The sequence below is a fragment of the Bartonella sp. LB28NMGDW genome (assembly GCF_042194435.1).
GTDB classification, from domain to species: Bacteria; Pseudomonadota; Alphaproteobacteria; order Rhizobiales; family Rhizobiaceae; genus Bartonella; species Bartonella grahamii.
The window spans coordinates 79,633-98,085 of record NZ_JBHIMX010000008.1 but is presented as its reverse complement, the minus strand read 5'-3'; the positions used below and the strand labels follow the sequence as shown (position 1 = coordinate 98,085).

General features: G+C 37.7%; 14 protein-coding genes. 5 read left to right on the top strand and 9 right to left on the bottom strand.

Features of this window, described 5'->3' with window-relative positions; translation table 11 throughout:
- Window positions 1-372: 372 nt before the first annotated feature.
- Window positions 373-2,358 carry a M23 family metallopeptidase gene (locus tag ACFIKG_RS06360; RefSeq protein WP_375626307.1) on the top strand — a complete coding sequence of 662 codons (1,986 nt, stop codon included), beginning with the start codon at window positions 373-375 and terminating at the stop codon, window positions 2,356-2,358.
- An 860-nt stretch (window positions 2,359-3,218) separates the two neighbouring features.
- On the opposite strand, the gene ACFIKG_RS06355 is transcribed toward ACFIKG_RS06360, so the two are convergent.
- From ACFIKG_RS06355 to ACFIKG_RS06345, 3 genes are all read right to left on the bottom strand, one after another.
- The gene (locus ACFIKG_RS06355) at window positions 3,219-4,634 is read right to left on the bottom strand and encodes a sensor histidine kinase (protein WP_375651939.1); all 1,416 of its coding nucleotides are present in this window, start codon (window positions 4,632-4,634) and stop codon (window positions 3,219-3,221) included.
- Between the two features lie 224 nt (window positions 4,635-4,858).
- A complete protein-coding gene (locus ACFIKG_RS06350) occupies window positions 4,859-5,413 on the bottom strand; it encodes an RNA polymerase sigma factor (RefSeq protein ID WP_015856820.1) in 555 nt (184 codons plus the stop codon).
- 7 nt (window positions 5,414-5,420) lie between these two features.
- Window positions 5,421-5,624 carry a NepR family anti-sigma factor gene (locus ACFIKG_RS06345; protein WP_015856821.1) on the bottom strand — a complete coding sequence of 68 codons (204 nt, stop codon included), beginning with the start codon at window positions 5,622-5,624 and terminating at the stop codon, window positions 5,421-5,423.
- Between the two features lie 169 nt (window positions 5,625-5,793).
- On the opposite strand from ACFIKG_RS06345, the gene ACFIKG_RS06340 reads away from it, so the two are divergent.
- The 4 genes from ACFIKG_RS06340 to ACFIKG_RS06325 all read left to right on the top strand — a co-directional run bounded on the left by ACFIKG_RS06340 (window position 5,794) and on the right by ACFIKG_RS06325 (window position 9,473).
- Window positions 5,794-6,588 carry a response regulator gene (locus ACFIKG_RS06340; RefSeq protein WP_375626310.1) on the top strand — a complete coding sequence of 265 codons (795 nt, stop codon included), beginning with the start codon at window positions 5,794-5,796 and terminating at the stop codon, window positions 6,586-6,588.
- A gap of 22 nt (window positions 6,589-6,610) precedes the next feature.
- The gene (locus ACFIKG_RS06335) at window positions 6,611-7,624 is read left to right on the top strand and encodes a sensor histidine kinase (protein ID WP_375625400.1); all 1,014 of its coding nucleotides are present in this window, start codon (window positions 6,611-6,613) and stop codon (window positions 7,622-7,624) included.
- 989 nt (window positions 7,625-8,613) lie between these two features.
- Complete coding sequence (locus ACFIKG_RS06330; RefSeq protein ID WP_375648306.1) at window positions 8,614-8,979, top strand: hypothetical protein; 366 nt, start codon at window positions 8,614-8,616, stop codon at window positions 8,977-8,979.
- Between the two features lie 44 nt (window positions 8,980-9,023).
- Window positions 9,024-9,473 (top strand): hypothetical protein, encoded by a 450-nt coding sequence (locus ACFIKG_RS06325; protein WP_375651938.1) that lies wholly within the window; start codon window positions 9,024-9,026, stop codon window positions 9,471-9,473.
- Between the two features lie 1,051 nt (window positions 9,474-10,524).
- On the opposite strand, the gene ACFIKG_RS06320 is transcribed toward ACFIKG_RS06325, so the two are convergent.
- The 6 genes from ACFIKG_RS06320 to ACFIKG_RS06295 form a co-directional block, all read right to left on the bottom strand.
- Window positions 10,525-11,280, bottom strand: coding sequence for a DUF4167 domain-containing protein (locus ACFIKG_RS06320; protein ID WP_375651937.1), 756 nt, complete (start codon window positions 11,278-11,280; stop codon window positions 10,525-10,527).
- Window positions 11,281-12,968: 1,688 nt separating this feature from the next.
- Complete coding sequence (locus tag ACFIKG_RS06315) at window positions 12,969-13,412, bottom strand: hypothetical protein (protein WP_375626316.1); 444 nt, start codon at window positions 13,410-13,412, stop codon at window positions 12,969-12,971.
- 2,071 nt (window positions 13,413-15,483) lie between these two features.
- Window positions 15,484-16,281 carry a hypothetical protein gene (locus tag ACFIKG_RS06310; protein ID WP_375617997.1) on the bottom strand — a complete coding sequence of 266 codons (798 nt, stop codon included), beginning with the start codon at window positions 16,279-16,281 and terminating at the stop codon, window positions 15,484-15,486.
- 90 nt (window positions 16,282-16,371) lie between these two features.
- A complete protein-coding gene (locus ACFIKG_RS06305; RefSeq protein ID WP_375617996.1) occupies window positions 16,372-16,698 on the bottom strand; it encodes a hypothetical protein in 327 nt (108 codons plus the stop codon).
- A gap of 699 nt (window positions 16,699-17,397) precedes the next feature.
- On the bottom strand, window positions 17,398-17,763 hold the full coding sequence (locus ACFIKG_RS06300) for a hypothetical protein (RefSeq protein WP_375625394.1): 366 nt from the start codon (window positions 17,761-17,763) through the stop codon (window positions 17,398-17,400).
- Between the two features lie 138 nt (window positions 17,764-17,901).
- Window positions 17,902-18,189 carry a hypothetical protein gene (locus ACFIKG_RS06295; RefSeq protein WP_273791311.1) on the bottom strand — a complete coding sequence of 96 codons (288 nt, stop codon included), beginning with the start codon at window positions 18,187-18,189 and terminating at the stop codon, window positions 17,902-17,904.
- Window positions 18,190-18,453 lie beyond the last annotated feature (264 nt).

Sequence of the window (18,453 nt, the reverse complement as noted above, 5' to 3'; positions counted from 1 at the left end):
TATCATTTTTTACTTTTTTTAAAATAAAATAACATAAACATCTGGTTGTATTTCAATACATTACACTAAAATAAAAATAAAACATGAAAACAGAAAGAGTTAAAGGGAGCATAGCGCCTTTAAAGTAAAATATAGCACCCCATTGCAATGCATAAAATAGGAAGCGCCTAGGAATGGATTAATCACAATAACGCTTGTTTTATGTTACTTTAATAAGGAAATTTTTCTGCACAGGTACGATTCATAAAGACATTGCTGTATAAAGAGAATTCGTATGATCTGTAATTTGTAAAAAGAATCAAATTCTTGTAGAAACATGCTAAGCTATGCTAGCTTTCTTTATTTAATATTGAAAAAGTACTCTTAGAATCTATGTGGGATAACGAACAACAAAAAAACGATCCCGGACAGGACCCTGCTCTTGTCGTCAAACGCTTGCGTCCTGCGCGCCGACAAGTTTCGGCCCGTTGGCTTACGGGAACCGTTCTAACAGGAATCACTTCCTGCATTCTTATGGGTATTGCACTTTTTACGGCTCTTGATGAACAACAGCGATTGGTAACCCCTCCACAATGGTTTACAAATGAAAATCTCTCACACACACAAGATCCTGAGGCCAATGGATATAAAGGGGATCGTATTTCTCCCACCCATGCACGGCAAAGCTTTGACAGCAAACGTCAATTTGAACTATCGATTCTGCAAAAAAAAGGCGATGAACAAGTCATTCAAACACAACATTTTGAATGGATTCGTATGGCTTTAGCTGAAAAGCGCCCCCAAAAATATAGCTATCCAAAATTTGATTCTTTAAGCATTCTTGCCAGTGATTCGAAAAATCAAAGTGCCAAACCACAAGATTCTGGACAGATTTATGGAGCAAAGGTTGAAACAAAAATCACCTTACGCAGCTATGATTTTAAGGTAAATCAATTCGATTTTGATGACAACGATACGCTGACAGATGAAGAGGCACAACAAGAAGTGCAAAAAGCTGGGTTTACGTTAGAAAAAAGTACCGAACTTCTTTCAGTTCTCACATTGATTGATCCTTTAAAGTTAGAAGATGCATCTACTGATTCCCAAGGTACAGAATCCCCTGAAGTTCGCATTGTGCAAGAAAATGTAACCGTTTCTCCTCAAAGTCACCGTATCGATCTGACAAAAAACTATGTTGAAGATATTATTCCTATTCGTAAAAAACAAACGATAGCCGATGCTTTCAAAAAAACCAGTTATACAAAAAAGCAAATTGAACAGGTTGTAAAAACGCTAGAAAAAATGAGCCTTTCCGATACCCTTAAAGAGGGAAGTCTTTTACGCATTGGCATCGTGACACAAGCTGGTGAAGAAGATCATCTCGTACGCGCAAGTATCTATCAAGGGATGTATCATGTTCTCACCATTGCGCTAAATGATAAAGGCCAATTCATTGAAAGCACAGAGCCTAAAATGTCTAAAGCTCTTAAAACGGCTTTTCAAAATGGTATTCCGCATTCTTATATCAATAGCGCGCAATTACCAACAGCTTATGATGCACTCTATAGTGCTTTGCTAAGCCATAATATATCACAATCTCTCTCTCATCGTCTCATTCGTCTGCTGGCCACCAATATTGACATGAAAAGTCCGATAACCCCCAATGATCAAATCGAAATATTTTATGCCGTACCACAAAGCGATAAAGAAAACAAAAACGGCAAAAAGAACTTGAAAGCAAAGGAAGCATCCAAAAACACTGATCCAGAAATTCGTTATATTAGTGCAACTTTTGGGAATACAACTTATAAATATTACCGTTATCAATTAAAAGATGGAAGCGTTGATTATTATGATTCTGAAGGGAAGAGTTCAAAGCCTTTCTTGCTGCGAAAACCCACACCAAATGGGATTTTTGGCTCCCCCTTTGGTCCACGCAAACATCCTATTTTAGGCTATATTCGCATGCATACGGGTGTTGACTGGGTTGCTCCTAAAGGATCACCCATTATTGCTGTAGGAGATGGTATTGTCACAAGAGTAGGCGTAACAGGCGGCTATGGAAATCACACGGAAATTCAACATGCCAATGGATATGTCAGCAGTTATTCACACCAAAGCCGTTATGCACCAGACATCAAACCAGGCGTGAAAGTACGACAAGGACAAATTATTGGCTATGTTGGATCAACAGGCATGGCAACCGGACCCCATTGTCATTTTGAAATCATTGTCAATGGCATCAAAGTTGATCCTATGCGCATCCGTATACCGGATAGCAAAGCCTTAACCAATCAAGACCTACAAACATTCCTCCAAGAAAAAAACAATATTGATGCCTTGATCAACAGCCCGATACCCCCCTCTGAAGAGACTTAAAGCATAAAAGCATCTGCATTTTTACGACTCAAAACATCTAAAAAATATGCTTTAGCGCTTATTTTTCTCAAAGAGATTTCCGCACTTTAAATATCTGTAAAGAATACGCCGAAATATGCCACCACCCAAGGCTGCCATAACAATGATTAAAAATAAAACGCCCTCCCCTTTGCATGTTTATGCACGATAGAAAAGTGCAAAATATGAAATCCAAAAAGGCTAACTCTTCTTGTTTGTTTTATCAAAACGATAAAAATCCCTTTGTTTTCCATGCAATAAAATTTTAATCAAAGGTAAGTTTTTTCTCAAGGATGAAGATTCTAAAACCCATATCATTCTATAAACAACCAGACTTCTTGTTGAAGAGATTTCACTTGTTGAATGCTTATGCTGTTCATAGCCCTAAAAAACGGTGTTTCATAAACTTTATGAGCAAGTTATCCTTAAGAATATTCGTTACACACTTTTACAAAAACACCCCATATTTAAAGTTTTACATGCCTTACAAAAAATAACAAAACTTGAAAAAACAATCTCTTCGCAAAGAAATAGAGCTTACTAATATAAGTATTATTATTGGCTTAAAGGAGCTCTTATTCAAAATAAATTTAAATTTTAACTTAAGCACTTCAAAGCTATAAAACATACAAAAAAAGAGAATTTTAAAAGCCGATAATCGGAGTAAACAAAGCGAAAAACAAAGAGAGCAAAAGATGAAGAAGAAAAGTTTCTTCTCTTGAAAACAATTGACAAGCTAAAATGAATGGTGCTGTGTTCGTGTTATCTAAGTCATATTTTATTCTCATTTTTATTAAAGCGAACAAGCAGAGAGTAAAGAATTTATCTCTTAAAAAAATCAATCAGAGTTTTTTTGAACTATTCATACTGAGTTTTGGCAAAGGAATGACAATCTTTGTGCCCCTCAAAGCAGAAGTTTCAAACAGAGGTTTCTCACCAAATTGCATACAGAGCTGTTCCACGACCACACGACCAAGTCCTGTTTTTTGTTCTAAAGTTTGGCTTTTCATTCCCACGCCATCATCTTCTACAATGAGCATCAATTGTCCATCTTTCTGGGGACCAAAGGAGATATAAATATGACCCGTACGTTGATCAGGAAAGGCATGTTTTAAGGAATTTGTCAGCAGTTCACCAAGAATAATTCCAAGTGTTGTCGCATCTCTTGAAGACAGGCGACAATCTTTAAAATTGGTGTGAATGGTGATGTTTTCACGCAATTCAAAAGGGACTGCCAATTCGACATCATGCACAACAGAACTGAGAAACTCTGCCAATAAAGTCGTTTCCATATCATCACTTAAGCGCAAACGACGATGTGCTGTAGAAATTGTCTGAATACGATCACGCGCAGCTCCTAGAACAGAACGTACCTCTTCATTTTTGCTCCGGTTTAACTGGAGCCCCAGCAAAGAAGACACCGTCCCAAGAGAATTGCCAATGCGATGGCTTGCATCCTGCAATAATATTTCAACCCGTTGGCGTTCTTTTTCAGCGTGATTGCGTGCTCTTTCTAATTCTTGTGTCCGTTCTTTCACGCGGGCTTCCAGAGCGATATTTTCGCTATGAAGCAGCAATTGATACAATTTTAAAGAGCGCACATCACGATGAAAACGATTAATAACAAAATAGGCAGAAATAAAAGTACTCACAACAGAAACAATAGCCGCCAATGTCAAAGCAGCCCGCATTAATGCGATACCCTCACGCTGTTTTTGTCGCACCACATCATCCCCATTAATAAAGCTTGTCATCAATTGAGCTAAACGTGCCACAGGAATCTTTGATCCTTCAAAAGAGGCAGCTTGAGAAGGTTGTTCAGGAATCGCATCAAGAGCATGCATATGGGCATTCATAAATGCTTTTCGTGCTTCAACCTCTTTTTTAAAAGCCGTAAACCATTCATCCCATTGTGGATGCGCATAAACAATAAGTGCGATATAATCGAGAATATCCCCCAACTCCCGCTCTGCATTTTCAAAACGTATTTTATCTTCCGCCTTATGCGTTTTTGCATAGCTGCGATCAGCAACAGCCATATCAATCAAGCTAATAAGGACCAAATCAGCCTGTTCACGCAATTCTGAACTTGTATTCAACTGTGCGACTTCTCGATCAACGGCATTTGAAAGCAACATAATAAAAACCGATGCCAAAAGAGCCATAACAAGAGAAACAACAATCGCACACCACCGCCAGCGTGATATCGTTGCATCAGAAGAAGGCATTTGAGGCATCAAATTTGTTTTTGTTGTCATAGAATGTCCATTGGCGAACTTGAAAGTCGTCATTTTTCAGCACAAAGGAAGGCAACCTTATGGAAAATAAAACCTAAAGCCCGTGGGAAAGTTTATACAGGCTTTTCTTGTGTTCCTAAGGATACACGCCAAACACTCTGAATTTCCTCAGATACTGACTTTACTGTAATAGCTATAACGGGAATAAAAAAAACAAGGCTATCGATCATAATTATTATGCTTTTTTAGCCGTTAAATGAACACAATGTACTTCCAGCTGAATAAGAATCAGGACCATAATCAGACTCACCATCCACCTTGAGAAGTTCTTGTAATCGATTACGCGCCCTGCTCACACGGCTTTTAATGGTTCCAACAGCACAACCACAAATAGCCGCAGCATCCTCATAAGAAAACCCCGATGCGCCAATGAGAATAATGGCTTCTCTTTGATCGGCAGAAAGCAAATTTAAGGCTTTTTTGAAATCTTGCAAATCAAGCGATCCATATTGAGCCGGATGAACAGCGACATTTTGAGTAAACACGCCATCGGTATCTTGAACTTCTCTTCCCTTTTTACGCATTTGACTGTAAAATTCATTGCGCAAAATGGTAAAAAGCCAAGCCTTAAGATTGGTTCCCATCTCAAAACTATCTTGCTTGGCCCATGCCTTCATAACAGTATCTTGGACCAAATCTTCGGCTTTATCCTGCTTACCACTTAAAGAAACAGCAAAAGCTCGTAAAGCCGGCAACACCAAAAGAAGTTCTTGTTTAAAGTTTTTCGCGCACTTTGACATAAAGGATTCAAACCTTTTCCACATTGTTTAAGCCAAATTGCTCTGCGCGCTCCAACTTCTCTAAAAGCTCAAGCAAACACCGTGGCAGTGCTTCTTCTTGAATTTCCATGTAAAATTGACGTAACTTCCGTGCTATTTCGCTATTGACCCCGAGAAGATCATCTCCAACTGTAAATTGTGTGGTGAGATTTTTTTCATCACGGTCGTTCATTTTTCATCCCCCTAATCCATATAATATCAGTAGCACCGCGAAGAATTTTTTCGCCTTATGGTTGTAAATATAGCTGTCGGTAAAAAGTTCCATACAAATCAAGGAACTTTTTTACCGGCTGAGAATTTCAATCAACAAAATGCTTGAAAGGTCAAAGGAGTTATAAATTATGTCATTATCAACGCGCATTGCCCCGCATCTTCCCTATCTTCGGCGTTTTGCCCGCTCTGTCACCGGTAGCCAATCCTCTGGCGATGCTTATGTATCCGCGATGTTGGAAGCACTCATCGCCGATATCTCCATTTTTCCCAAAGCATCCAGTGACCGAATTGGTACCTATTGGCTTTTTTGCCATCTTTTTGACCAAACCACACCGAACATCCCTGAACCCCTGCCCCAATTTGGTCTTGAACAAAAAACAAGTGCCAAATTATCCTATCTCACGCCCCGTGCACGCCAAGCATTTTTGCTCATTGCCGTTGAAGGATTTCATGAACGAGAAGCCAGCGAAATCATGAATCTGGATACAAAAGAATTCCGCAAGCTTCTCAACCAAGCATCCATTGATATTTCTCAACAAATTGCCACTGAAGTAATGATTATTGAAGATGAACCTCTTATTGCGCTTGATATTGAGCAAATGGTAGAAAGCCTAGGTCATCATGTTGTAGGAATAGCGCGCACGCGTGATGAAGCTGTCATCATGTATCATAAGAAAAAACCACGGTTGATTTTGGCTGATATTCAATTAGCCGATAACAGTTCAGGTATTGACGCGGTCAACGAGATTTTGAAAAATGACCGTATACCAGTGATTTTCATCACGGCTTTTCCTGAAAGGCTGCTGACTGGCGAGCGTCCAGAACCAACTTTTTTAGTAACCAAACCTTTCAACCCGGATATGGTGAAAGCGCTTATTTCTCAAGCTTTATTTTTTCAAGAGAATGCTTCTAAAGCGGCTTAGAACAGAGTAACATCTTAAAATTATGATCGTTACGCCTCTTTCAAAGCCTCCCATGGATAGATCTCATATGAGTGCGCTCATGCAAGCGATTCGTGGTGCTGATATTTGTGTTCTCTATCAGGCAACAAATCTGGTTTATTTATGGGCTGAAAACTTGCCGCACCATTTGCACAATAAATGGCGGGTTGGGTGTCGTGACAGCGACTTTTTTTCGCTTGACCTTGCAGACAATATGGAAACCATCAAACTGCAAGTTTTAGCGAGTGGCAAAATGCAAACTGTTGAAGCACGTTTTGAAGATACAAACAAACAAGAGATTTGGTACAAATTTTCTATTGATTGCCACCGCAATGATAACGAAGACATTATCGGTATTATCACCACCGGTGTTAATATTTCCGGCTTACGCCGCCGTGAACAAGTGCTTAAAATCCTTCTTCGCGAAGTCAGTCACCGTTCTAAAAACCTTTTAGCGATCATTCAAAGTATTGCTAGCCAAACCGCGCGCTATACTGAATCTCTTCAGGTTTTCTTACGCAAATTTCAAGGTCGTCTTCATTCTCTTTCTCATTCTCAAGATCTGATCACTGATTCCGATTGGCGTGGTGCTCAATTTCGCGAATTGGTCCAAACGCAGGCTTTAGGCTATTTTATGAAAGAAACAAAACGTTTTTCACTTGAAGGCGTAGATCCTTATCTTTTTCCCAATGCCGCTTTGCATATTGGTTTGGCTTTTCATGAACTGATTGTCAATTCTCTTTCTTTTGGAGCCCTTTCCCAAGAAAAGGGGAGCATCTGTGTACGTTGTGAAATCGAAACAAAACCGAATGGCAAAACGCAACTTATCATCACTTGGCATGAAAGTTTTGAATCCGGCATCCCTCCCACAAACAATAAAAAAGCCTGTTTTGGTAGTGCCGTTCTCGAAAAAATCGTTCCCATTTCCGTGAATGGTTCAGCTTCCCTCAAATTGACACAAGAAGGCATTGTCTATTGCCTCTCTGTTCCTGATACTTATTTTGATATTTTTTCTTAAAAGAGCATTTCAAACAATAAACAGGAGAAGTTTTTCCTTTTTTAGCAAAATTTCTCCTCTATTTTATTAAGCACAAAGATATTTTCAAATCCCTTTAAACCAACCTCTATTGTCCCCCAATAGTTCCCAAAAACCTTAAAGATGAGAACTGAAAGCCACATAAAATTCATTCCCGCTACCAACCAACTTCCATCTCTCATATAACCGCATATTTTAAAACAAGAACCAAAACGATGAAGCGCAAACCGTTTCAGCTTTTATATGCCAAATAAAAGCGAGTCTATTACCCACCTCTTTTTGTGTCATTTTCGCAATGCACATACAATTTCATTTTGGCAGAATATGAAATTTCAAGAAGTAAAGCTAACATCCATCATCACTCTTCAGCTTTACGGGCTTAAAGCAACCACAACAACGACAATCAATTGATGAAAATTACACATTTTATGCTTGTATTTATCGCATTCTTTAATGGAGATATTCTCTTCATGTACAATAGGACACCCTATAACAGAATACGCTTGTGTCTTTCATTCACGCACTTTTTTAATATTTGCCAGCGTATCCACGCTCATTTCAAATCAAAACAGTGTCTGTAAATAAAACATAATTAATAGCCCCCGTAAAGTGAACCCTCAAACACGCCCCTTTTTACTCCACATCCTTCTGTACCTTCATGCCTCTTTTCACTTCATAAAAGTAGTAGCGAGCATCATCATACCATTTGTCCCTCATGTTACAACAGCCCTTGACCTTTGAGAGCGTTCATAAGAGGCATTTTAGTCTTTTTTCAAATATTTCTCACCAACACAAAGCCCATACCCACCCTTTTATGACGTGCAAGCCAATGACTTTGATTAATTCACTATAAAGGGGAACCCGCATCTCAAAGGGGAACTAAAAAACTTTGAAAACGTTTAACAATGAAGAAGCCCCTAAGCTGACAAATTGGAGTCCGCTCTGTCAACCTCTCATTTGGAAAATAATTGATGACCCCCCTTGTTTTTATCCTCTTATTAGTTTCATGTACAGATGATTTTAATAGTTGCTATTCGAACAATACAATGGTTAAAATCTATCCCACGGCTCAAGCATGTGAACAATCCATGATACCGTCCACAAAAAAGTTTTCATTTTCTGGACAACAAATTTTTGCTCAATGTATAAACGTCCATGCAGATTTACATCAACAAGAAGTAAAATTGATCTGGTCTGTAACAAACCGTGGAAATTTCCTGCTTAAAAGCCAAAACGTAAATAACAAGATATCTACAGTCCAGAAAGAAGGTATTTTACCAACATCGCTTCCTCTTTTGCATTCTTCTTCCACAAACCTCTTGCAGAAAAAACTTTAAAAGCATAAACCCATCAGATCTCAAAAAAATACTCAATGAAAGACATGATTGATAATAAGCGCATGCAACCTTCAAAAGACCATCACACAGAGCAAAATTCTCTGCCTCAAGATCTCCCTTTAGATCCTGCTGTAGAACGAGTGAGAAAAAAACTTATGGGTTTAATGATTATTTCCGTTTTAATAACGCTTTTCCTTATTCTAACTGTACTGTTTTTAATTGTTTATAAAGTGATAACAACCGGATCAGCGCCAAAACAAACAGAGCTATCTTCCTCTCCCAGCAAAACCCCACACGTTATCCATCATACGCTCTCTCTACCGGAAAAAACACAGATTTTGTCGCAAAGCCTCTCAGAACACAATATTGTACTGAAAGTTTTAACCCCTGATGGACAGATAAAATTTATGATTTACAATTATCACACCGGTGCACTAATCGCCGTTCTTTCTGTTGAAACAACAAAAGAAAGTTCGAAGATAATGCCTCATTAAGCAAACGAACATCACCATAAGCGCTTACATAGCATCCCTGAAGATTTAAACATTTTCCTCTGCTTCAAGATACGACCACTTGGGAAACGGTAGATTTTTCACTGTATCTCCTGACCTAATCTCGGAAAAGAAGAAACCTTTCTGTCAACGCATTCCCATTTTTAAGAAAACTGACATCGCTTGGGAAAATCTAATGAACATGCAAGAAAGGCATCTTCTTGAGTGCAAAAATTCAACATAATTAATTTATAGTGATGATTTATTTTGCATGTCAAACGAGAACCTCAAATACTGTAAGATTCTCCCCTTTCAAATCTGTTCATAAGGAACTGAATCAAAATCATTTGCTCACATATCCCAGCAAGGAAATGGATGAATAAAAATACCTCTTATGAATGATCCGATATCAAAAGAAGAACTGTTTCAACATTGAAAATTAACGCAATAACGCCCAGCTTACATCTTTTATTAAGCAAAGATAACCGATGTATTTCACATGATAGAATTCATGAGCACCATCGCAAAATGGGCATAAATACATTGAACAATATTAAATATAAGTATGAATAAATAAAACAACGACATTGCGTTCTTCATACAAGAACTGCCTCTTAAAATACACGGATGTGCTTTTCTCTGTATTCCCTCACTTAAATCCCAGTAAAGAGGCAATCTTTTCTGTCAACCCCCTTCGTTAAGTTCCTAATACTGCCCGTGAAAATTCAAACAAAGCGCAAGAAGCTTCTTAAGCATATATATTTACTATCATGATACCAATAACATCACCACAAGCGCTTACACAGAATCCCTGAAGATTTAAACATTTTCCTCTGCTTCAAGATTGACCACTTAGGCGACGGCGCGGTTTTCTCTGTATTCCCTCACTTAAATCCCAGTAAAGAGGCAATCTTTTCTGTCAACCCCCTTCGTTAAGTTCCTAATACTGCCCGTGAAAATTCAAACAAAGCGCAAGAAGCTTCTTAAGCATATATATTTACTATCATGATACCAATAACATCACCACAAGCGCTTACACAGAATCCCTGAAGATTTAAACATTTTCCTCTGCTTCAAGATTGACCACTCGGCGACGGCGCGGTTTTCTCTGTATCCCCTCACTTAATCCAGGCAACGAAGAAACCTCTTTTGTTGCTGTTGATGCATCTCCATTGCTCGTGCTTTCTGCTGTTGTAAGTGAAAGCTCAAGAGATGATTCATCTTGGGTCCGTACAGTACGTCGACGGGGAGAACGACGTGTTTTTTTGACGGGTTCAACATTTTTCTCAGAGCGACAGTGCTCTTGATCGGTTTTTTCATCCGATAGAGCCTCTAAAGCATTTTCACGCGCATCCCCATTTTGCGTTTTAGCATATTGGCCATTACCATTTTTTTGCGACGGCATCTGTAATACATCTGTATCATCCTCGACAGTATCCTTTTTTTCACCGTCAAGATTTATTTCACCGCATTCTTGCTCGTTGTTTTCATCACGATTTTCATCACCACGATTTTCATCACGTCGAACCGATTGAGACATTTGTCCAGCTGCTGCTAAAATAATACGCAAATAGTGCTCGGCATGTTGTAAATAATTCTCCGACATAACACGATCACCCGCACCTTGTGCATCACGCGCAAGGCTTATGTATTTATCGGCAATTTGCTGAGCATTCCCGCGAATTTTAACATCCGGACCGCTACTTTCATAATTGCGAGACAACGGATTAGGACCGCGACGATTATTATTGCTATTACCATTATTGTTATTGTTGCGACCGCGTACCCGTCTATTTTGTTGTGGCCTCATCTTTATCCCTTTTTGGAGTGTTTGTCTTATATGTATGTCTTAATTGACTCTTCCTCATTGCATTACCTTTTGATAATGCTAATCATTTTTAACATACGGTTATCAAGCTATCCGCGTTTATTTTACTCAAACGAACCCTACTGATATTGATAAAAGCATATATTTTCTTGAAAATCATAAAACAGCAGGGAAATCGTAAATTAAAAATTCCCTCTTTCTCTGTTAAACAGCAGAAACCTAATGATGTTCACGTAAAATGCCAAGTGTTTTTTTTAAAATAAACCATATTTCACTAAAAAAATAATTATCTTGTGGAAAACAAAAAGGGAAACACACACACACAACACACCTGACAAAGAAAAATTCCTGCCAGAGAATATTAGAAGCTTCCTTTTTTGCTCTAAAACCACCGCTCCTAAAAACGCCGATATCCTCTACCCCCTCGTGCATTTAACTCACAAGCACTTCCATCCCAGCGAGTCACCGCGCGAACCTCTTTATTTTATGAATATAGCCTCTCTTCATCGCTAAAGCAACCCCTTTGCGAGCGATAATCCACGATCGCTTCACAAAACCTCTTGATCTTTATAGATAGATTAATACGAAGTATTATTCAAGCCCTATAATCACCAAGAGATTAATCTTCTTTCCTAAATAAGCCCGATACTATCAATTTCTATTTTTACCCATGCATTTTTTAAGTTAATCACAGCCTTTATTTATAACAAATTGAGCCTAAAAACAAAATATTTAAATACAAAAAAATATCAAATTATGAAAAAAATGACCAATATGTCACACTTTCCTAAAAATCAGCTTCTTCTCAAAAAGATACTCTCCTCAAAAACTATCAATAAGAATGGCATAACGCATTTCCTCTCTTATCTTTTCTGATAAAGAAAACTGGAATTATAAAACAAGCACATTTGTAAACCCAGCACAGCACTTTACGCATGAAGCAGCCTTGAATGTTTATAAAAGGAATGTTTCTTTTTTACTCATTTTTGTCATGTCTATTGACTTACGCCCTCAAAGAACGAAGGTTCTCAAGTCACACTGTTCTGTCAACAATCAAAATTCTTGTAAAATTCGTACACTGAATTAATTTATAATGATAATTCATATTTTTGTATTAAGTAAGAAAACTTAATACCGTAGGATTTTTCATCCTCAATCTGTTTACTATTGAATCAATCTCTTTTTCTTGCATGTTACACTCGGAAAAGCCTGCGTAGAGTAAAAACGATAAAGAAAGGCTAAAAGTGCCTCTTATGAACCATCTCTAAGGCTTACGGGCTGTCGAGAGGCACCATTGGGAACGAGCACAGTGTAAGATAGTACTTGGAGCTTACTCTTTTTTGAAACGTAAAGATGAACATGCTCTATAAATTTTATACACTTCATGAGAGGCTTTACCATTATACCCTTCACCAGAACCATTACGAAATGGATTTCCCACGCCTGTTATTTCCCTTAAAAAAGCTCAACAAATCCTCCTAAAACTCCACCACGCCCCTTTAAACATTTCAAGGAGGCATCCATGCCTTATGTCGCAACACCTTAAATAAGAAGTGCAATATAACAAGATAAATAAATAAAATTTCTATTGGTCTCGAGGCAGATCGTAATTTAAGGGGTTTTTATCTTTTCATCAAAATTCGCATCCTTTTAACTTTCCGTATAAAAACTTAAAAGTAATTGCGTCTTTTGCCTTTTTTATTTTCTTTTTCATTGAGAAAACAATCGCGTAAGAGAAAATAATTTCCATCCCCAGGTCGTACCATCGTCAAACATTGTTTTTTTGCAGTATCAGAAAGCTTATCCCACATTTCACGAATAGCAAAATAGGCCTCACTTTCCAAATTAAGACAATGCTGATAAACTTCTCTTTTCATATCGGGCATAACGGAAGCAGAAATTTCCTTGCAATATACGCGCAGATCAAAAACAGGAATAACCAATTCAACAGATGCTTGTTGTGTTATTTTTTTATGAGAAGAAAAATAACTGACCACCTTTGCAACAACAAAACACAAAATCACTATACAAAAAAGTATTATGCAAACAAAAGCAATCTTGCGATATAATCTTTTTAAATAAGCCTTTTGCCTTGCGCGGATTCTTCTTTCCATAAAGATTGTACCCTTTAATATCCCAAGAGAAGCTTTTACAGTAAAAAATGATAGCAGTATCTGTGTACACAATACAGGTTATAGCAGCAAACGATCAAGACTCTTATGTTAAAAGACTCTCTTTTTTTATTGTATAATTTTTATCGTATAAAATTTTTGTGAAAGACTTTTCTCACGCCCTTTATGAAAAAATAGGGATTATGATTTTCTTTCACCACCTTAAAAGACGAAGATTCTTCATCCATGCGGCTTTATAAACAATTCGTCTTCTTTAAGATACATCACATTGATTTATAAAGAGTATTTATTGTTTTTTCATATTGAATGAGAGACCCGAATACCACAGGATTCTCTCATCCTAAATTTGTTTTCTGTTGAAACAATCAAAACCATGTCGCTTGCAAGTTACAAGCGGAGCTGGCATGTGGATTAAAAACTGTACAAAAAAGGCATATGCCTCTTATGAATCGTCTCACGAACCAAGGCTTTCGTAACATTGGAAACTGGAAAAATATATGAGAGTACCAACCTGCACTTTTATGAAGCATAAAAATGAGGGAGATACCTTATAAGTTTTATACATTTCATAGGGGCTTTACCCCTATACCATTGACGAGTGTTCTTGTAAAAGGGACTTGGGAGTGGGATATCTCTTTAAAAACAAGTCCATGAATATGCAATAAATGTATATTCGGAGACAAATAATATTTTAATATTTGAGGCATTCTGTTTTTATGTGAGAGGCATGATCCCAAGAAGACACACGATACATAAAAGCATAAGGCATTATCTTCATTATTTAAATAATATTGCTATAGATAGTTTTGAAAATTATAAAGGAAAAAGATGATAGTCCGAAGAGTGATTGATATGCCTTTATATTTTTTCTCAATAAGGTTGTCTTCCTATTTCAGAAATCACTCAAATACAGCCCTCATCTGCTATACATAAAATCTAGCTTACAAAAGCTGGAGTTGCCCAGAGAGTTTTGCCCTTCTGAATCCGTAAGGCTCTCATTCTTCTTTCTCTCAAACATGCTACAGCTTTGAAATTTGATGTTGATTGACAAGCAACAAAAAAGCTCTGTACTCTCTTAAGAAAACAACGCCTTAAGGTTACATACATAATGGATTGGAAAGATGTCCTAGCTTTTTATCAAACGCGCTGTAAAACAACGAGCGTAACATATTAGCTTTGCTTATCCCAAAAATGTTCATCCCAATCTCTTGTATCCAAATCTCTTATATCTCAATCTCTTGCATCCAATTCCCTAGCCTTCAATTCCCTTGTGTCCCATGCTTAAAGATCAAGTTGAAGAAAATATATGGACACCCCTGAACTCGAAAATATGAAAGGAAGGCGTGACAGAGTTTCGCGTTCCTTATGTCATGCAAAAGCATTAGACATTCTGAAACAAGCACACTTACTGTCTCGTAATGATTCCTTTTTTCTTCTACCGGTCAAATCCCCTTATTTAGAGAATTGGCTATCACAAGTTATGCAACAAATAGCGCTATATGCAACAAACAGAGCCTGATTTATATCCGCATGGAATTCGTTCCAGTTTACATGATTGGCTCGCAAAATCCACTTGACTTTCCCCTTTGTCTTTTCCCCTCATGGGATCTCTATCACCATAAAACAAAAAGCGATATTTTATGACGCTTTATGGACAAAATCCCCACCGCCCGAAGAGTTCATCACATGACGAAAAAAACACCCCTCATATTCACCACACACAAACACTTCAATATATAAAACTTACATGCCTTCTATCACCGCACTCTCAAAAAGCAGCAAGACAACAAGATAAGAAATTATTGATGTAAAACTCCAAACAAAGAAAAGAACGGATTTTCTAATCGAGATCAACAAATACTGTTAAATCAACGCTTCCATTTTTGATGATGTCACACCTATGCTTTATAGCACCCCTATCACACTTCATAATACCGAAAAATTTTCTCTGCCCTACGCACTATGCGCATCAGAACCAATCAAATAAAACAGAAATGCGCTATCTTCCTACTTTTTTGTTTTTGATTAAATAGCAAGATATAGCTGTAATTCTTTAAAGAGCTTCATACCATAGATTCATTTTATACATAATATCATCAACAGAATGTTTGTATGTGCTGCAGGAAGAATCCCCAGAACGCTCCATATGACCACTGGATGAAGAGCTGTTACAGGATTCTACAAGAAATGCCAGTGACATTGGAGATAACGCATCCTCGCTATCAGAATAATAAGCTGATAAAAAAGTGTAATCTTGTGAAGGAAGTGTCCCCGAATTTACTTGTGATGGAGCGGCAACAAAAAGAGAATTAAAGGTTCTAGGACCAATGACAATATCACCATTCGCTTGCCGCATAATACTTCTTGCAGAGTATATATGATTTGTATTGATTGCCCCCAGCGAAGCCCATTCATCCTGCCATAAATATGCATAATAAAGATCCATAACTTGTTCATGTTGAACAACGTTGTCAGCAGACATAGCTGTATCAAAGAGTGAGTTAGGAACATAATAAAAATTTATATCTGGAATAATTTCATATAGCCAGTACGTTTCATCAGGATTATTAGCAATCTGTTGCCGCGCCATTCTGTAAACTGCATCCATATTTGCAGTTGTAGACACAAATGCTGAAGTCTGTTGAGCAAGAGAGTGCCCAGTTACATGATGTATGATATCCTGATCATCCCCCCAAGGGGCAAAACCTCCTCCAAAGAATATAACAGATGGAGAGCGATCATCTATACGGAAAACCATATGGGGAGGATCAATAGCATATGACAGATTTACATCTGAAAAGAAAAAAAATAAAACTGTCACTAAAAATACTGAGAATGCTCTTTGAAACATTTTTATACCTTTGATATACACTCCATATTTTATACCTGTAACCTCTTGAAGCGTTACAGATATAAAAAGGGAGAAAAACCCCTATTGATCTTATTTTAAAGTGATGGCTAAAACCCTTTTTGCTGGCACATGACCCGCTTCAAAAATAACCATTACTTTTCTGTTCAAAATGACTGCGGTTTTTGCCAAATCCAAAATACTTTTTCCAACAATGTTATCACAGCCCCAAACACCTTTTTGAATGTCTGAAGTAGGGCTGATACCGTATCTGAGCTCTAGGAGACATTGTGCTCCTGCGCTAACGACTTGAACCGAATTAAGATAACCGTTTTGTTCATAAACTCCAGCATGAGAAACACCTGTTGTTAATGCTATTATCACCAAAACGATGGATATTTTTTTCAAAAAGCTTTTCATAATTTACCTCTTTTAAATTTATTGCAACGGACATGAAATGCATCCCCATGCAATCTAATGGATATTTTTAACCTCCTCGCCTCCTTAAAGACGAGAATTTTAACCAGCTTTAGCCCGTGATAAGACTGCCTCATCTCAGTCTATTCTTACCTCTATCCCCGCTGTTGCACGATTTATTTTACAGGCTCTACAGCAAAGCCTTCCCTTATTGATGCCGCGTGAATGATGACTCATGCACACAACAAAACACCGCATGCACAAGCTCTACCATTGGCGATATCTACCACTGACAATGTCTGCCATTGTTAATGTACGTGCATTCTATGGATTCAAAATGTGTCTATGATTTATTGCCTATCGCAAGCGGCATACTGTCAACAAAGACAATTAAGACACGTATTTACAGCCTCACTAAGCTTAAATCTGTCTAACACCAAACGCTAGAATGAAATTGCCATCTAAGCTCAAACGACGATTGATGCAAAATCACTCAGTTTAAAATAGAATCAACTGTAGTTGAATATCTTAAGATAGATCCTCAATACCGATAACTCATGAATTCTGTAAAACATGAACGATTATACTCTGAGTAAAAACTGTAAATCAGAAAACTGCTAGGGTTAAAATAGCCTTAGTGTAGAAGATTGACCATTTTCCAAGCATCGCCTATTTAAGTCACAACGAATACAGATAATACGCTTAATTATCACGCACTCTCAGCCCTCGAATAACATTGATTGAATAGTTACTTATGTAACAGATATCAACGAATTGCGATGTACTGTAAGCTCTATAGGCCAGCTCAACAATCTCAGGACTTTGAATATGAAATGTTCTTCCTACAATTTTTGACATTTCTGGCTCTTCTGTAGGCCTCGTTTCTAAAACAGAGAGAATATTTACCCCTTGCAAATTTTTATATGGAATGACAGAAATATTATTGATGATTTGTGAGCGAACCATTGTTCCGCCGATATCTGAACAATCATCTGAAATAGTCCACAAACGTGCAGAAGCTGGTCCAGTAAGACACAAAGCTAAAAATATTAAAATCAATTTTTTCATTATAGAATACCTCTTTTTCATTTTTGGTTGATCAAAAAAATAAATGCTCTATGGACAGGCAAATAACTATCCTGTTCACAACTATCTATCTCACTGCTTTAAAGGAGCTAAATCCCATAGAGACACAAATCGAGATGGTTAATCACCCATCGTTTTACTTTTATCCGCTTCTTCAGCGTCTTGTTTGTGTTTCACATCTTCAAGATCTTTGATAATCGTTTTCAATTGTTGTTCTAAAATATCCAAACGCTGTGTAAGTTGGAGAATATTTTGAGTCTGTATTTTATCAAAACATTGGAGATCTTGACGTGTTTGCTTCAACAGAGCATTCAAAGGAGCATGTCCCATTCTTCCGCTAGCATAAAGAACCACACGAATACATTCAGGATCATCAATATCAGCAATAGAAAATGGAAAAAGTGCCATTATATCCCCCTTTTTGATAAGCTAAACGCGTATTAAGCATTTGAATATCTTTTTCCGTTGTACGGCTCTTGCATTCTTCAAGACAACCTCAGACAACCTCAGACAACCTCAGACAATCTCAGACAACCTCAGACAACCTCAGACAACCTCAGACAACCTCAGACAACCTCAGACAATCTCAGACAACCTCAGACAACCTCAGACAACCTCAGACAACCTCAGACAACCTCAGACAACCTCAGACAACCTCAGACAACCTCAGAC

Excerpts from the sequence above, each read along its gene's own strand:
- ACFIKG_RS06360 (WP_375626307.1), top strand. The coding sequence starts at position 373 with ATGTGGGATAACGAACAACAAAAAAACGATCCCGGACAGGACCCTGCT.
- ACFIKG_RS06355 (WP_375651939.1), bottom strand. The coding sequence starts at position 4,634 with ATGACAACAAAAACAAATTTGATGCCTCAAATGCCTTCTTCTGATGCA.
- ACFIKG_RS06350 (WP_015856820.1), bottom strand. The coding sequence starts at position 5,413 with ATGTCAAAGTGCGCGAAAAACTTTAAACAAGAACTTCTTTTGGTGTTG.
- ACFIKG_RS06345 (WP_015856821.1), bottom strand. The coding sequence starts at position 5,624 with ATGAACGACCGTGATGAAAAAAATCTCACCACACAATTTACAGTTGGA.
- ACFIKG_RS06340 (WP_375626310.1), top strand. The coding sequence starts at position 5,794 with ATGTCATTATCAACGCGCATTGCCCCGCATCTTCCCTATCTTCGGCGT.
- ACFIKG_RS06335 (WP_375625400.1), top strand. The coding sequence starts at position 6,611 with ATGATCGTTACGCCTCTTTCAAAGCCTCCCATGGATAGATCTCATATG.
- ACFIKG_RS06330 (WP_375648306.1), top strand. The coding sequence starts at position 8,614 with ATGACCCCCCTTGTTTTTATCCTCTTATTAGTTTCATGTACAGATGAT.
- ACFIKG_RS06325 (WP_375651938.1), top strand. The coding sequence starts at position 9,024 with ATGATTGATAATAAGCGCATGCAACCTTCAAAAGACCATCACACAGAG.
- ACFIKG_RS06320 (WP_375651937.1), bottom strand. The coding sequence starts at position 11,280 with ATGAGGCCACAACAAAATAGACGGGTACGCGGTCGCAACAATAACAAT.
- ACFIKG_RS06315 (WP_375626316.1), bottom strand. The coding sequence starts at position 13,412 with ATGGAAAGAAGAATCCGCGCAAGGCAAAAGGCTTATTTAAAAAGATTA.
- ACFIKG_RS06310 (WP_375617997.1), bottom strand. The coding sequence starts at position 16,281 with ATGTTTCAAAGAGCATTCTCAGTATTTTTAGTGACAGTTTTATTTTTT.
- ACFIKG_RS06305 (WP_375617996.1), bottom strand. The coding sequence starts at position 16,698 with ATGAAAAGCTTTTTGAAAAAAATATCCATCGTTTTGGTGATAATAGCA.
- ACFIKG_RS06300 (WP_375625394.1), bottom strand. The coding sequence starts at position 17,763 with ATGAAAAAATTGATTTTAATATTTTTAGCTTTGTGTCTTACTGGACCA.
- ACFIKG_RS06295 (WP_273791311.1), bottom strand. The coding sequence starts at position 18,189 with ATGGCACTTTTTCCATTTTCTATTGCTGATATTGATGATCCTGAATGT.